The sequence below is a fragment of the Streptomyces cyaneochromogenes genome (genome assembly GCF_003963535.1).
Lineage (GTDB): Bacteria > Actinomycetota > Actinomycetes > Streptomycetales > Streptomycetaceae > Streptomyces > Streptomyces shaanxiensis.
In genome coordinates, this window is record NZ_CP034539.1 from 2,428,241 (window position 1) to 2,442,329 (window position 14,089).

The window sequence follows — 14,089 nt, forward strand, 5'->3', positions numbered from 1 at the left end:
CGTCACCGGGCAGGAGGTGCCTGCCCGGGCCCTCGCGAGAGCGTGGCCGTATGACGCAGACACTCGCTCCCGCCCCTGAGACCGCGCAACAGCGCGCGGTCGGTCTCAGCCGGGCCCGTCGCGCCCTGCGGGCCGTCGCCATCGTCTCCTGCGTGCCGTATCTCTCGCTCAAGGTCGCCTGGATCGCGGGGAGTCGGGTGGGGATCCCGGACGGCAGTTCCCTTCTGGAGCACCGGGCGAGCATTGCTGTCGCCAACAGCGTCACCGTGCTCATGGACGCGGGCGTGATCGTGCTCGCGCTGGTGCTGACCCGGCCGTGGGGGCTGCGGGTGCCCGCGTGGCTGCTGGCCCTCCCCGCGTGGGTGGCCACCGGGCTGCTCGCGCCGATCATGGCCGGGTTTCCGCTCCAGCTCGCCGTCGACGCGCTCGGCGGAACGGCGGACACCCCCGTCGGCGGCGGTGAACCGTTCCTGGACGCCTGGGTCTTCGGCGTCGTCTACACCGGGTTCATCGTGCAAGGGCTCACCCTCGGCGCCCTCTTCGTGCTGTACGCCCGTGACCGCTGGGGCCGGCTGTGGGAGGGGCGGGTGTGGGAGCTTCCGGTCGGTGTCATCGGGGCGGCGCAGCGGGCGGTGGCCGTCGCGGCCGCCGTCCTGGCGCTGCCGCCCCTGGCCGCCCACCTGGTGTGGGCGTGCGGCGGCACCGTCGGGCTCGACGAGAGCCAGGCCGCCGACCGGACCAGCGGCTCCCATGTCATGGAGGCCCTGTCCGCCGTGTTCCTGGCCCTGGCCGTCACCGGCGGTCTGCTCCTCGCGTTCCGGCGCGGCCGGGCCCTGCCCGTGAGGCTGCCGCTCGCTCTCGCCTGGGTCGGTTCGGCGGCCCTGGTCTGCTGGGCGGGCTGGCTGTCGCTGGCCCCGCTCACCGACGTGGGCGGCGGGGCCACGCCGCTGATGAACCTCGCCTACGCTGGCCAGATGATGGTCGGCATCCTCGTCGCCTGCCTCGGCGTCCACTTCCTCGCCGAGCGCTCCGCGAGCCGGAAACGTCGTACGACGTGACGGAACTGTCCCGGTTCCTGTTCGGGCGGCGGGCACGCCGGCGCTGGATCCATCTGATCCTCGGCGGCGCGCTCGCCATGCCGTACGTCTTCGTCGGCCAGCTCGTCGTCGGTCCCGCCACCGACTCCCGGTACGTCTTCAACGACCTGCCCCTGCAACTGCTCTCCTTCGCCGTCGGGTTGCCCCTCGCCACGATCACCGCCGTGCTGTTCCCGCTGACCCGGCCCCTGGAGGCGGGGGCGGTGCGGTCGCTGTGCGGGGTGGAGGCGGGCCTGCTCGCCTACGGGCCGGCCCGGACGCGGACGGCCAAGGGGCGTGCGGCGGCCTGGTTCACGCTGCATCTCGGGTTCGGCGGGATCATCGCCGGGATGTCGCTGGCGGTGCCGCCGTTCGCCGGGTTCCTGGCCGCACTGCCGCTGCTCGTGTGGCTGGGCGGCGAGGAGCTGGTCGAGCTGCCCGATGCCCTCGACCACACCTGGGTGCTGGTGCTCGCGCCGGTCGCGGGCGTGGCGACCATGGTGGCGCTCGCCGGGTGTGCGGCCGTCTGCGGTTCGCTGCTCGCCCGCTGGGCGCCCGCGCTGCTGGGGCCCACGCCCGAGGACCGGCTCGCGGCGGTCGAGGCGCGCGCCGCCGACCTCGCCGTGCGCAACCGGCTCGCGCGCGAGCTGCACGACTCCGTGGGCCACGCCCTCAGCGCCGTCACCCTCCAGGCGAGCGCGGCCCGCCGGGTCCTGGACAGCGACCCGGAGTTCGTCCGCGAGGCCCTCGCCGCGATCGAGGACACGACCCGGCGCACGGTCGGCGAACTCGACGCCGTCCTGGGCGTGTTGAGGGACGGCGACACTCCCGGTACGGCCCCGGCGCCCACCCTCGCCGCCGATCTCGACGGCCTCCTGCGCCGCACGCGCGCGGGCGGGCTGCGGGTGACGGCCACGCTCGCCGCCGACGCCGAGGCCCTGCCGCCCGTCCTGTCCCGCGAGGCCTATCGGATCGTGCAGGAGGGACTGAGCAACGCCCTCAAGCACGCCGGTGAGGGGGTGACCGTGCGGCTGTGGATCGAGGTGGCCGACGGGCACCTGCGCATCACCGTCGAGAATCCGGTCGCCACCGCCCGCGAGTGCCGCCCCGGCGGCGGCCACGGGCTGCGCGGCATCGCCGACCGGACGCGGCTGCTGGGCGGGACGACGGAAGCCGGCGCCGCACGGGGGACGTGGCGGCTGCACGTACGACTGCCCATGACAGGGCCCGAAGACCTGCCTGTGAAAGGACCCGCATGACGCCCCGCCCGACCGTCCGGATCGTCCTCGCCGACGACGAGCGCATGGTCCGCACCGCCCTGCGCGCCATCCTCTCCGCCGAGCCGGACCTGGAGGTGGTCGGCGAGGCGGCGACCGGCGCCGAGGCCGTGTCCGTGGTGCGCGAGCGGCGGCCCGACGTGGTCCTCATGGACGTCCGCATGCCCGAGATCGACGGCATCCGGGCCACCGAGCAGATCCTCGCCACGCTCACCGACCCGCCCCGGATCGTCGTCGTCACGACCTTCGAGAACGACTCCTACGTGTACGACGCCCTGCGCGCCGGAGCCGCCGGGTTCCTGCTGAAGCGGGCGGAGGCCGACGCGCTCGTCCAGGCCGTACGGCTGGTCTCGCACACCGACACCCTGCTGTTCCCGTCGGCCGTACGCAGCCTCGCGGCCGAGCACGCGCGCGCGTGCCCCGCGCCGGCGCCCTGGGTGGCACGGCTCACCGGCCGCGAGAGCGATGTGCTGCGGCTGATGGCTCAGGGCCTGACCAACGCGGAGATCGCGCGGCGGATGGAGGTCGGTCCGGCCACCGTGAAGTCGCACGTGGCGGCGGTCCTGGCGAAGACCGGGACCAGGGACCGCACGCAGGCCGTGATCGCCGCGTACGAGGCGGGCTTCATGAACGCCAGATGAGAAAACGGGGCGCAAGGGAACGATTGCGCCCATCCCGCTCGTCCTCTCGAGTGGGATGAACAAGACGATCAGGCGGGTGTCCGTCTTCACACTGCTGCTGGTGTTCGCTCTGCTGGTCAGGGCGACCTGGGTGCAGTTCTACGAAGGCCAGGCACTCGCGGACGGCAAGCACAACCGGCGGAACACGATCGCGCTGTACAGCGAGCCGCTCGGCAACATCGTCGTGGGCGGCGAGGCGGTCACCGGCTCGACGCGGACGATGAGCGGCGACCTCGCGTACAAGCGGACGTACACCGACGGCTCGCTGTACGCGGCGGTCACCGGGTACAGCTCGCAGGCGTACGGTGCCACCCAGCTGGAGGGCGTCTACCAGGATCTGCTCGACGGAACCGACACCCGGCTCAAGAGCGTGCTGGACACGGTCACCAACAAGCGGTCCGACCCCGGCAATGTGATCACGACGATCGACCCGGACGTGCAGAAGGCCGCGTACGACGCGCTCGGCGACAACAAGGGCGCCGCCGTGGCGATCGACCCCGCCACCGGGAAGATCCTGGCAGTCGTCTCCACTCCGTCGTACGACCCGTCGCGGATCACCACGGGCGACTCGGACGCCTGGAAGCAGCTGACCAAGGACGCCGACAAACCGATGACGAACCGCGCGCTGCGCCAGCCGCTGCCGCCGGGTTCGACGTTCAAGCTGGTCGTCGCGGCGGCCGCGCTGGAGGACGGGCTGTACTCGTCGGTGGACGACAAGACGGTCAGCCCGGACCCGTACCCGCTGCCCCAGTCGAGCAGCGACCTGACGAACGAGAACCCGTCCGCACCCTGCGAGAACGCCTCGATCCGGGTGGCCCTGCAGTACTCCTGCAACAACGTCTTCGGGAAGATGGCCGTCGACCTGGGCCAGGACAAGGTCAGGGCGATGGCCGAGAAGTTCGGCTTCAACGACGAGGAGCAGGACGTGCCGGTGCGGGCGTACACCAGCGTGTACCCCTCCGACATGGACAAGGCGCAGACGGCCCTGTCGGGCATCGGCCAGTTCGACGTGACCGCCACCCCGCTGCAGATGGCCATGGTGTCCGCCGCCATAGCCAACGGCGGCAAGCTGGTCTCACCGCACATGGTGTCGAAGATCACCGACAGCGGTGGGGATGTGCTGGAGAACTACGACGACCGCGCCGGGACCGAGGAGATCGTCAGCTCCGACACGGCCGAGCAGCTCCAGTCCGCGATGCAGACGGTCGTCGAGGAGGGCACGGGCACGAACGCGCAGATCTCGGGCGCGACCGTGGGCGGCAAGACGGGCACGGCCCAGCACGGCGAGAAGAACAGCAAGACGCCGTACGCCTGGTTCACGTCGTACGGGAAGGCCGACGGCAAGGAGGTCGCCGTGGCGGTGGTCGTGGAGCAGTCGGACGCGGCTCGGTCGGAGGTCAGCGGCAACGGGCTGGCCGCCCCCGTGGCCAGGAAGGTCATGGAGGCGGCACTGAAGGGCTAGGGCCTGTCGTTTGGATCATGCCGGCGTCGCGGGGCGTGGCACGCGCATCTGCCGCGTTGTCGTCGGTTGTCGACGCTCCGCGTCGCCGCCCTCCTCCGCCTTGCAGCTGCACGCACCACGCCCCGCTCGGGTCGGCCGAGAGGCGCAGTCTCTCTCAGCCGACCTGATCCAAACGACAGGCCCTAGCTCACTTCACACCCAGAACCTGCTCGATCGGGTTGATGGCGAAGTACACCAGGAACAGCACCGAGGTCCCCCACATGAGCCAGTGGATCTCCTTGGCCTTCCCGAGCACCGCCTTGATGACGACGTAGGCGACGAACCCGGCCCCGATGCCATTGGTTATCGAGTACGTGAACGGCATCACCGCGATGGTCAGGAACGCCGGGATGGCGATCTCGTACTTGTCCCAGTCGATGTGCTTGACCTGCGTCATCATCAGGAACCCGACGGCGACGAGCGCGGGCGCGGCCGCCTGGAGCGGGACGATGGTGAGCAGCGGCGTCAGGAACAGGGCAAGTCCGAACAGACCGCCGGTGATCAGGTTGGAGAAGCCCGTACGCGCGCCCTCTCCGACGCCCGCCGCCGACTCGATGTAGGAGGTCGCGGAGGAGGAGGACGCCGCACCGCCGGCGGCCGCCGCCGCACCGTCGATCAGCAGCACCCGGCCGAGGTTGGGCACCTTGCCCCGCTCGTCGAGGAGACCGGCCTCGGCGCTGATGCCGACGACCGTGCCCATGGTGTCGAAGAAGTCGGACAGGACCAGCGTGAAGACGAGCAGGACGACGGTGATGGCGGTGGTCTCGCCGAACGCGCCGAACAGGCTGAAGTCGCCGATGAGTCCGAAATCCGGGGTGTCGACCACCTTGTCCGGCCACGCGGGCGTGGTCAGACCCCAGGCCTTGATGTCGGCGACCGAGTTGATGATCAAGGCGACGACCGTCATCGTGACGATGCTGATCAGGATCGCGCCCTTGACCTTGCGGGCGAGCAGACCGATCGTCAGCAGAACTCCGAGGCAGAACACGAGGATCGGCCACCCGGAGAGCTGACCGGTGCCGCCCAGCTGAACCGGCACGGTGGTGTTCGCGGCGTCCGGGATCCGGCTGACGAACCCGGCGTCGACAAAGCCGATGAAGGCGATGAACAGGCCGATGCCGACACTGATCGCCTGCTTGAGCGGCTGCGGGATGGCGTGCATGACGGCCTCGCGCAGCCCGGTGACGACGAGCACGCAGATCAGCAGGCCTTCGAGGACGACCAGGCCCATCGCGTCGTCCCAGGACATCAGCGGGGCGATCTGGAAGGCGACGACGGCGTTCAGGCCGAGGCCGGCGGCGAGCGCGAGCGGGAGGTTGCCGCCGACACCCATGATGATCGTCATGACCGCGGCCACCAGGGCGGTGGCGGTGGTGAGTTGGACGGCATCCAACTGGTGGCCGAACTTGTCCTTCGCGCTGCCGAGGATGATGGGGTTCAGGACAAGGATGTAGGCCATCGTGAAGAACGTGGCGAAGCCGCCGCGTATCTCACGGGCGAAGGTGGATCCCCGTTCGGAGATCTTGAAGAACCGGTCGACGCTGTTCACGCCCGGTGGCGTGGCACTTGGCCGGTCGGCCACCTTCTGGGATTCGGACATGGCTCTCGCTCCTTGTTGCCTGGCTGATCGTGTGCGGATGCTGGCTGGATTGTTCCCGCGTTGAACTCGTTTCAGGTTTTCCCCGTGTTACGGAATTGGGCTGCTCACCGTACGGCCTGCCATACGCCGTTCGAAGCCTCGTACGAACCGGGCGCGCGATCGCTGCTACGCTTCCGCATCTCGCCCGGATGATCTCCGGACGATCACATGTCATTCACATGACGCGCACGTTCAGGCAGGAGGGGTTGCCCGTGGGCACGGTCGTCGACGACGCCGCCTCCGTGGAGTTCCACGCCTTCTTCGACCGTCACTATGCCGAACTGTCACGCCTGGCCCATCTGCTGACGGGCGACGCGGACGCCGCCGACGATCTGGCGGCGGACGCGTTGCTGGCACTGTGGCACCGCTGGGACCGGGTGCGCGCGGCAGACCATCCGGTGGCGTACGCGCGCGGGGTCGTGGCCAACCTGGCCCGTACCAGGATCCGCAGCGCGGTCCGGGAGCGGCGGCGTATCGCGCTGTTCTGGTCGCAGCGCGAGGAGAAGATCGAGAACCCGGACGTGGCGGGCGTCGTCGACGTCCAGGAGGCGTTGCGTAGACTTCCGTTCCGCAAACGCGCCTGTGTGGTGCTGCGGCACGCCTTCGACCTCTCGGAGAAGGACACCGCGCTCGCCCTGGGCGTCTCGGTCGGTACGGTGAAGAGCCAGACCTCGAAGGGGATGGCCGAGCTGCAACGGCTGCTCGGCACCCAGGGGGCTCCGCTCAAGGTGCACGCGGCCGCGATGGCCCGCACCTCGAACGCCGGAGGAAGGAACCGATGATGCGGCGGGACGTGCACGACGAACTGCGCGCCCGGCTGCACGAGGCGGCCGAGGCGCACGAGCCCAATCGCGAGCGGATCCTGGCCCGCGTCGAGCGGGGCATGGCGGATCCCGCCGGGCAGGCCCGCGGCGACCACCGGGCGACCCGTCCGCCGGTGTACGGCTGGTTCCGGGTCGTGACCGCGACGGCCGCGGTGGCCGGCGTCCTCGCGGTCGGCGGCTACGCGGTGGCATCCGCGGTGAAGGACGACACCCCGCAGCAGACGGTGGCCACGTCGCCGACGCCCACCCCGTCGCCGGACGCGACGAGCCGCGCCCCGGTCCCGCCGGCCGACCCGACGCCGGAGGACACCCCGGAGTCCCGCGAGACGACGAAGGAGCCGACGCGGCCGACCGCCACGGCCGAGCCGCCCGCCGCCAAGGGCGAGGAGGACGGCCCGCTCCGGTCGGACGGCTCGGTGGACCCGCACAGCAACGAGTTCTGGGCGCAGAGCAACCTGACCCTCAAGACGAGCGAGCAACTCACCGCGCTCACCGTCCGGTTGAAGGTCGCCCAGACCGGCGGGGTCACCTCGACCGGCGCCTGGCGCTCGCTGCCGGAGGACGACTTCACGCTCACCGTCGAGGAGAAGGACGGCTTCCTCGTCTACACCTGGGTGCTCAAGGAGGGCCGTACGGTCCGCGCGGGCGACTGGGTGTTCGCGGGCCAGTACAACCATGAGCGCGGCGGCCGGGACGCGCGCGGCGACAGCTATGCGATGACGGCCTCGGCAGGCGGCGAACAGCTGTCCGTGGCGGGCGACTTCGCAGGCCACGACGACAACCCCGCCACAGATGAAGGGGATTCGTAAAAAAATCCCGAGCGCGCGGCAACCCTTCCTTCACCCGGGGGCGACCAAGAGTCGCAACGATCCCCCACGCAAGGAAGCGGGTCTCGAGGACGATCCCGGTGTCGGGCACGTACGACGGCAGGATGGCGAAGTTCTACGGCACCGGCGACCTGGGCGGCAGCGGTCAGGAGGAGGGCCAGGACCCGATCTTCGAGCTGGCCGACGGCGCGGTCCTGAAGAACGTCGTCATCGGCAGTCCGGCCGCGGACGGCGTCCACTGCAAGGGCTCCTGCACGCTGCGGAACGTGTGGTGGCTGGACGTCGGCGAGGACGCGGCGACCTTCAAGGGCAAGTCGTCCTCGGCCGTGTACACGGTGTACGGCGGCGGCGCGAAGAACGCCGACGACAAGGTGCTGCAGTTCAACGGCGCGGGCAAGCTGGTGGTCTCCAAGTTCCAGGTGGAGAACTTCGGCAAGCTGGTGCGCTCCTGCGGCAACTGCTCCACGCAGTACAAGCGCACGATCATCATCAACGACGTGGACGTCACCGCGCCCGGCAAGTCGATCGTCGGCATCAACTCCAACTACGGCGACACGGCCGCCCTGCGCAAGGTCCGCATCCACGGCGACAGCGGCAAGAAGATCAAGACCTGCATCCGCTTCGAGGGCAACAGCAGCGGCAAGGAGCCGAAGGAGCTCGGCACCGGACCGGACGGGACCGCCTGCAGGTTCTCGCCGTCGGACATCTCGTACCAGTGAGCGAGTCCGCACCCCTGCGGCTCGCACACAACCCTCGACACGTTCCCTCACATGGGACACAACCACGTGTTCACATTGAACGTCACTATTAGTGCACGGCAGACGGACAAGACGAAGTACGACGTCTCGTCCGACCCCATGGATCTGCTGGCCTGAGCCCCCCTCGGTCAGCAGCGCCGGCCAGAGCCCCCCTCGGGCCGGCAACAGGAACGCCCCGCCTGTGACGACAGGCGGGGCGTTCGATCGTGCGGCGAGGGCTAGGGCCTGTCGTTTGGATCATGCCGGCGTCGCGGGGCGGCCAGGAGGCGCGGTCTCTCTCAGCCGACCTGATCCAAACGACAGACCCTAGTTCATCGTCGAGCCGATGGTGGTGGAACCCGTCGTCAGGAAGGTCGTCGCCGGCAACGCCCCGCTCGCCCGCCGGGAGGCATACGCAGTCGCCGCGTCCGTCGACCTGAAGGACGGGGTCGCCACGCCGCTGTCCCAGTTGTTCGCCGCCGACACGGCCGACGAACCCAGCCTGGACAGCCTCTTCTTGTTGCTCACGGCGAGATTGCGGGCCAGGCGCGCCTTGCCGGTGGCGAAGTAGAACCCGGTCTCGGCGTTGGAGTACGCGGTGTTGCGGTTGAGGGCGATCGCCCCGGTGTTGGAGTTCTCCGTGAAGCCGTGCAGCGTGTTGTCCCAGGCCGCGTTGTTGTTGACCACATGGGCCACCGAGGCGCCCCCACCGCCCAGCTTGAACCCGTTGCCGTTGCCCTCGAAGGCGGAGTCGCCCCAGCGGTTCTCGCCGTTGCCGAAGGCCCAGGTGTGCTCGATGGTGACCGGCGAGGAGAACTGCCAGAGGTCGATGCCGTCGTCCGAGTTGTTGTAGAGGCGCGCCCCGGTGATCTTGTTCCCTGTCCCGGAGCCGAACTTGACGGCGATGCCGTCGGCGTTCTGGCCGTGCCCGGCCGGGTCGTAGTTGCCGTGACTGTCCAGGTTCTGCACGAGGTTGCCGGTCGTGCCGTCACCGCGCAGCGTGAACCCGGAGTCGCCGTTGTCCGCGGTGACCAGGTTCTTGAAGACGCCGCCCACGGACGACGTGGCGACGAAGCCCTGGGCCGGGGAGTTCTGGAAGGTGAGGTTCTGAACGGTCCAGTAGTCGCCGTAGATCCCGGCCAGCCAGGAGCCGTCGGGCAGCTTGGAGCCGTCGATCCGCACCTTCTCGCCACCGTACGCCCGCAACGTGATCCGCGCCGAACTCGTGCCGTTCGCCGTGGACTTGAGGGTGGCGGCCGGCTGGTAGGTACCGCCTCGCACCTGGATGGTCGTACCGGCGACGGCGTTCTTGACCGCCGACTCCAGCTGCGCGGTACCGGACACGGTGACCGTCGTCGAGGCGGCCTGGGCACCGCCGTTCGACAGGCCGAGGCAGACGCCGCCCGCCCCCGCGGAGACGGCCACCGCGGCGGCGATGGAGAGGGTGCGGGTCCTGCGGTGGCGACCGGTGCTCAAACGCACGAGGCGTTCCTTTCCTGGGGAACGAGAGATGCCCTGCGGTGGTCGCCGCGCCCCGCGGAGGTTGCCGCACCTCAGCGAAATCGACCGAAACTTTCGCTGCTCCTCATCCCGCACTCACCGATTGACGTGCTGTTTCCCGCTGGCAACACTCCGAGGGCGCGCACAGCGAACAACAGAATCCCCCACGCCCCCACAAGGAGTGACATGCGTCCACGCACCCTCCTAGTCGCCTGTCTCTCGCTACTGCTCGCTCTCCTCACCGCCCCGCCCAGCGCCGCCCAGTCAGGAGCACCACCCGTGCAGCAGTCCCCGTACGCCGGCTATCTCTTCGCCTACTTCACCGGCGAGGGCACCGCCGACGGCGAGCAGATCCGCTACGCCCTCAGCCGCGGCAACGACCCGCTGCACTGGCGTGAGCTGAACGCCGGGAAGCCGGTCCTGTCCTCGACGATCGGCGAGAAGGGCCTGCGCGACCCGTTCGTGATCCGCTCCCCCGAGGGCGACAGGTTCTACATGATCGCCACCGACCTGCGGATGTACCGCAACAGCAGCGGCAGTTGGGACCAGGTCCAGCGGCACGGGAGCAAGTCGATCATGGTGTGGGAGTCCACCGACCTGGTCCACTGGACCGACCAGCGCCTGGTGAAGGTCTCGCCCGACAACGCGGGCAACACCTGGGCGCCGGAGGCCTACTGGGACGACTCCCTCGGCGAGTTCGTCGTCTTCTGGGCGTCGAAGCTCTACGCCGCCGACGACCCCGACCACACCGGATCGACGTACAACAAGATGCTGTACGCGACCACGAAGGACTTCCGCACCTTCAGCGAGCCGAAGGTCTGGGACGACCCCGGCTACTCGGTCATCGACTCGACGGTCGTGCGGCACCGGGGCACGTACTACCGCTACACCAAGGACGAGCGGGACCCGAGCTCCTCCAGCCCCTGCTCGAAGTTCATCACCGCGGAGAAGTCGACGAGCCTGACCGACACGTCGTACGACTTCGTGGCGGACTGCATCGGCAGCGGCGCGATGGAGCGGGGCGAGGGCCCGACGGTGTTCAAGTCGAACACCGAGGAGAAGTGGTACCTGTTCATCGACGAGTACGGCGGCCGCGGCTACGTCCCCTTCGAGACGACCGATCTCGACTCGGGCAGGTGGACACCGTCGCGGAACTACCAGCTCCCCGCAAGTCCCCGGCACGGCACGGTGATCCCGGTGACGCGGGCGGAGTACGACCGGCTGCTGTCCGCGTACCCCGCGAGCCCCGCCTCGGTGGTGGACGCGACGGCGAAGGACCAGAAGGGGTACGCGATCGTCACCGAGAGCGCCTCGAAGGTCGTCCTGCCGATGCGGCCGGAGGCCGACCTCGCCCGCCTGGCCCCGAAGCTGTGGGCCGGTGAGGGCGCGACGGTCAGCCCGCGCTCCGGCACCCGGCGCGACTTCCGCAAGCCGCAGACGTACACCGTGACGGCCGCGGACGGTACCGAGCGCACCTGGACGGTCGAGGCGGTACGGACAGCAAGCCCCGTGCTTCCCGGGCTCAACGCCGACCCGGACGTCCACCACCTGAACGGCGAGTACTGGATTTACCCGACGACCGACGGCTTCCAGGGCTGGGGCGGGACCAGGTTCAAGGCGTACTCGTCGAAGGACCTGGTCCGCTGGAAGGACCACGGCGTCATCCTGGACCTGGGCCCCGACGTGACGTGGGCCGACAAGTACGCCTGGGCGCCGGCGATCGCCGAGCGCGACGGCAAGTACTACTTCTACTTCTGCGCCGAGCAGCAGATCGGCGTCGCGGTGGCCGACTCCCCGGCGGGCCCCTTCAAGGACGCGCTCGGCAAGCCGCTGGTCGCCAAGGGCGGGGCGTGGAGCGGCCAGATGATCGACCCGGCGGTGTACACGGACGACGACGGGACGTCGTACCTGTACTGGGGCAATGGTCACGGCCATGTCGTCCCGCTCAACGACGACATGGTGTCGTTCGACCCGTCGAAGGTGCGGGACATCACGCCCGACGACTTCCGCGAGGGCTCCTTCGTGATCAAGCGGAAGGGCACGTACTACTTCATGTGGTCCGAGGACGACACGCGCAGCGAGAACTACCACGTGGCGTACGCGACCGGCCCGTCCCCGCTCGGCCCGTGGACCAAGCGCGGCACGATCCTGCAGAAGCGCCCCGAGTACGGCATCCTCGCCACCGGCCACCACTCGGTGGTGAACACCCCCGGCACGGACGACTGGTACATCGTCTACCACCGCTTCGCCCTGAACGGCCCCGGCAGGCCGGGCGGCGACGGCATGCACCGGGAGACGACCGTCGACCGCATGGAGTTCGCGGCCGACGGTTCGATCAAGCCCGTGGTGCCGACGCTGGAGGGCGTCAGGCCCGTGCGGAGCTAGCTCGGCCCCGCTCAGTCCATCGTCGCCCCGATGGTCGTGCTGCCCGTGGTCAGGAACGTGGTCACGGGCAGCGAGCCGTTCGACTGCCGGGCGTTGTAGGTGCTCGACGCGTCCGTCGACCGGAACGCAGGGGTCGATGTCCCGGAGTCCCAGTTGTTGCCGGCAGAGACCACCGCGGAGCCCTTGTTCACCGTGCCGCCGCCGTTGCTCACGGCCAGACGTGGGCCACGTCAACTCGGCCTTGTCGGCGGGGACTTCGACGACCTCGCGGTACGTCCCCGGATGCACGACGATCGTCCACCCGGGCCCGTCCACCGCGTCGACGGCCGCCTGCACCGAGCCACCGGGCCGGACGTGCAGCACCCGGCGGCCGGCACCACCGGCGAAGGCGGGGGACCCGACGGCGACCGGTCCCCCGCAGATCACGGCGATCCCTGCCAGGAGAGTCCGCCTGCGCATCTCAGCGACCCTCCTTCCACGGCGCCCAGTCGCCGAGGTATGCCTCACAGGTCGCCGACTCGGCCTGTACGGCGGTGAGTTGGGGACGGTTCTCCAAGGCGGTGATCTCCGCTCCCGGCCCGGCGTTGCGGTACTCGGCGAACCGCTGCTCCTGCCAGGGGAAGGACGCCGACATGTTGGCGTAGGGCGCGACCGCGTCGATGCCGGGGCCGAGGTGGGTGTCGCGGACGGTGAGCGCGGGGCGGGCGGTGGGATCGGAGCTGGGCACCCAGGGGCGGGCCAGTTTGTAGTAGGCGTCCGGGGCCTCGCCGGTGACACGGCTGCGGGTCACCAGGCAGCCGCGCGGGTTGGCACCGGCGGTGGAGGGCGCGAAGACGAAGCCGTACGGGGCGGACGACAGGTCGGTCCGGTTCAGGGTCTGGAAGTGGCAGTGCTCGTAGACGGCCGTGGCCCTCCCGAAGACGAAGTCGACGTCGCCCTCGATGTAGCAGTGTGCGAAGTACTGGCGGGCGAAGACGCCGAGGGCCATGGAGTCGGCGTACAGGGTGTCCTGGTGGCCGAGGAAGCGGCAGTGGTGGAACGCGGACCGGTCGCCCTGCACCTTGATGGCGACGGCCTGGGTGCCGCTGATGCCGGGGTGGTCGGCGCGCAGCCAGTCGTTGGCGAAGGTGAGGTCGCGGGCGGTGAAGCCGTCGGCCTGGACGAGGGTGGTGGCGGAGCCGGTGGTGCCGTAGGTGCCGCCGCCGGGCTTGGGGGTGCCGGCGGCGTTGTCGTGGACGATGACGACGTCACGCGGGTCCCGGCCGGCGCCGAGCCAGGTCATCTCCGTACGGGTCACGTCGACGGCGACCGTCTCGCGGTACGTCCCCGGCGCGATGACCAGCGTCCGGCCGCTGCCGGTAGCCGCGGTCACGGCGGCCTGGACGGTGGTGAAATCGCCCTGGCCGGACGGGTCGACGTAGAGGGTCTGCGGGGTCAGGCGGGCGACCGGGGAACCGTAGCGCCCGAAGGGACAGGGGCGGGCGACGGCTCGTGCGGGGTAGGGCGCGAGGGCGAGTGCGGTGGCGGCGCTCGCGGTGAGGAATCCCCTTCTGGACAGGGGCGGTCGGAGGTGGGGCGAGGGCATGCGGGTGCTCCTTCGCAGGGCGGATCGTGCTGGGGGCGGCCGGGCCTGCCGGGCGTCC

10 protein-coding genes and 3 pseudogenes are annotated in these 14,089 nt (G+C 70.1%); 8 read left to right on the forward strand and 5 right to left on the reverse strand.

Annotated features, from left to right (window positions below):
• Positions 1–50: 50 nt before the first annotated feature.
• The 4 genes from EJ357_RS10775 to EJ357_RS10790 are packed head-to-tail and all read left to right on the forward strand — an operon-like array spanning position 51 to position 4,495.
• A complete protein-coding gene (locus EJ357_RS10775) occupies positions 51–1,058 on the forward strand; it encodes a hypothetical protein (RefSeq protein WP_126390971.1) in 1,008 nt (335 codons plus the stop codon).
• Positions 1,055–2,335, forward strand: coding sequence for a sensor histidine kinase (locus EJ357_RS10780; protein ID WP_126390973.1), 1,281 nt, complete (start codon positions 1,055–1,057; stop codon positions 2,333–2,335). The genes EJ357_RS10775 and EJ357_RS10780 overlap by 4 nt, the downstream gene beginning before the upstream one ends.
• The gene (locus tag EJ357_RS10785) at positions 2,332–2,994 is read left to right on the forward strand and encodes a response regulator transcription factor (protein WP_126390975.1); all 663 of its coding nucleotides are present in this window, start codon (positions 2,332–2,334) and stop codon (positions 2,992–2,994) included. The genes EJ357_RS10780 and EJ357_RS10785 overlap by 4 nt, the downstream gene beginning before the upstream one ends.
• A 55-nt stretch (positions 2,995–3,049) precedes the next feature.
• A complete protein-coding gene (locus EJ357_RS10790) occupies positions 3,050–4,495 on the forward strand; it encodes a peptidoglycan D,D-transpeptidase FtsI family protein (protein ID WP_126390977.1) in 1,446 nt (481 codons plus the stop codon).
• Positions 4,496–4,682: 187 nt separating this feature from the next.
• Here EJ357_RS10790 and EJ357_RS10795 read toward each other — a convergent pair whose 3' ends face one another.
• Positions 4,683–6,134: an NCS2 family permease gene (locus EJ357_RS10795; protein WP_126390979.1), complete on the reverse strand. Its 1,452-nt coding sequence runs from the start codon at positions 6,132–6,134 to the stop codon at positions 4,683–4,685.
• Positions 6,135–6,385: 251 nt separating this feature from the next.
• Between EJ357_RS10795 and EJ357_RS10800 the strand changes: the two genes are divergently transcribed.
• The 3 genes and pseudogenes from EJ357_RS10800 to EJ357_RS10810 all read left to right on the forward strand — a co-directional run.
• Positions 6,386–6,955, forward strand: coding sequence for a SigE family RNA polymerase sigma factor (locus tag EJ357_RS10800; RefSeq protein WP_126399348.1), 570 nt, complete (start codon positions 6,386–6,388; stop codon positions 6,953–6,955).
• Positions 6,952–7,806, forward strand: coding sequence for a hypothetical protein (locus EJ357_RS10805; protein WP_126390981.1), 855 nt, complete (start codon positions 6,952–6,954; stop codon positions 7,804–7,806). Before EJ357_RS10800 ends, EJ357_RS10805 begins: the two co-directional genes overlap by 4 nt.
• A gap of 74 nt (positions 7,807–7,880) precedes the next feature.
• A pseudogene (locus tag EJ357_RS10810) lies at positions 7,881–8,543 on the forward strand (pectate lyase); the annotation flags it as partial.
• A gap of 345 nt (positions 8,544–8,888) precedes the next feature.
• On the opposite strand, the gene EJ357_RS10815 reads toward EJ357_RS10810, so the two are convergent.
• The gene (locus tag EJ357_RS10815) at positions 8,889–10,043 is read right to left on the reverse strand and encodes a right-handed parallel beta-helix repeat-containing protein (RefSeq protein WP_126390985.1); all 1,155 of its coding nucleotides are present in this window, start codon (positions 10,041–10,043) and stop codon (positions 8,889–8,891) included.
• Between the two features lie 204 nt (positions 10,044–10,247).
• On the opposite strand from EJ357_RS10815, the gene EJ357_RS10820 reads away from it, so the two are divergent.
• Complete coding sequence (locus tag EJ357_RS10820; RefSeq protein WP_126390987.1) at positions 10,248–12,446, forward strand: family 43 glycosylhydrolase; 2,199 nt, start codon at positions 10,248–10,250, stop codon at positions 12,444–12,446.
• Positions 12,447–12,457: 11 nt separating this feature from the next.
• On the opposite strand, the pseudogene EJ357_RS10825 reads toward EJ357_RS10820, so the two are convergent.
• The 3 genes and pseudogenes from EJ357_RS10825 to EJ357_RS10835 all read right to left on the reverse strand — a co-directional run.
• Positions 12,458–12,673 (reverse strand): annotated as a pseudogene (locus tag EJ357_RS10825) (right-handed parallel beta-helix repeat-containing protein); the annotation flags it as partial.
• Positions 12,648–12,905: pseudogene (locus EJ357_RS49250) on the reverse strand (pectinesterase family protein); the annotation flags it as partial. The pseudogenes EJ357_RS49250 and EJ357_RS10825, both read right to left, overlap by 26 nt.
• Position 12,906: 1 nt before the next feature.
• On the reverse strand, positions 12,907–14,031 hold the full coding sequence (locus tag EJ357_RS10835; RefSeq protein ID WP_126390989.1) for a pectinesterase family protein: 1,125 nt from the start codon (positions 14,029–14,031) through the stop codon (positions 12,907–12,909).
• Positions 14,032–14,089 lie beyond the last annotated feature (58 nt).

What these genes read in the sequence shown, in the direction of transcription:
- EJ357_RS10775 (WP_126390971.1), top strand. Translation starts at nt 51, where the DNA reads ATGACGCAGACACTCGCTCCCGCCCCTGAGACCGCGCAACAGCGCGCG.
- EJ357_RS10795 (WP_126390979.1), bottom strand. Translation starts at nt 6,134, where the DNA reads ATGTCCGAATCCCAGAAGGTGGCCGACCGGCCAAGTGCCACGCCACCG.
- EJ357_RS10805 (WP_126390981.1), top strand. Translation starts at nt 6,952, where the DNA reads ATGATGCGGCGGGACGTGCACGACGAACTGCGCGCCCGGCTGCACGAG.
- EJ357_RS10835 (WP_126390989.1), bottom strand. Translation starts at nt 14,031, where the DNA reads ATGCCCTCGCCCCACCTCCGACCGCCCCTGTCCAGAAGGGGATTCCTC.
- EJ357_RS10790 (WP_126390977.1), top strand. Translation starts at nt 3,050, where the DNA reads ATGAACAAGACGATCAGGCGGGTGTCCGTCTTCACACTGCTGCTGGTG.
- EJ357_RS10785 (WP_126390975.1), top strand. Translation starts at nt 2,332, where the DNA reads ATGACGCCCCGCCCGACCGTCCGGATCGTCCTCGCCGACGACGAGCGC.
- EJ357_RS10820 (WP_126390987.1), top strand. Translation starts at nt 10,248, where the DNA reads ATGCGTCCACGCACCCTCCTAGTCGCCTGTCTCTCGCTACTGCTCGCT.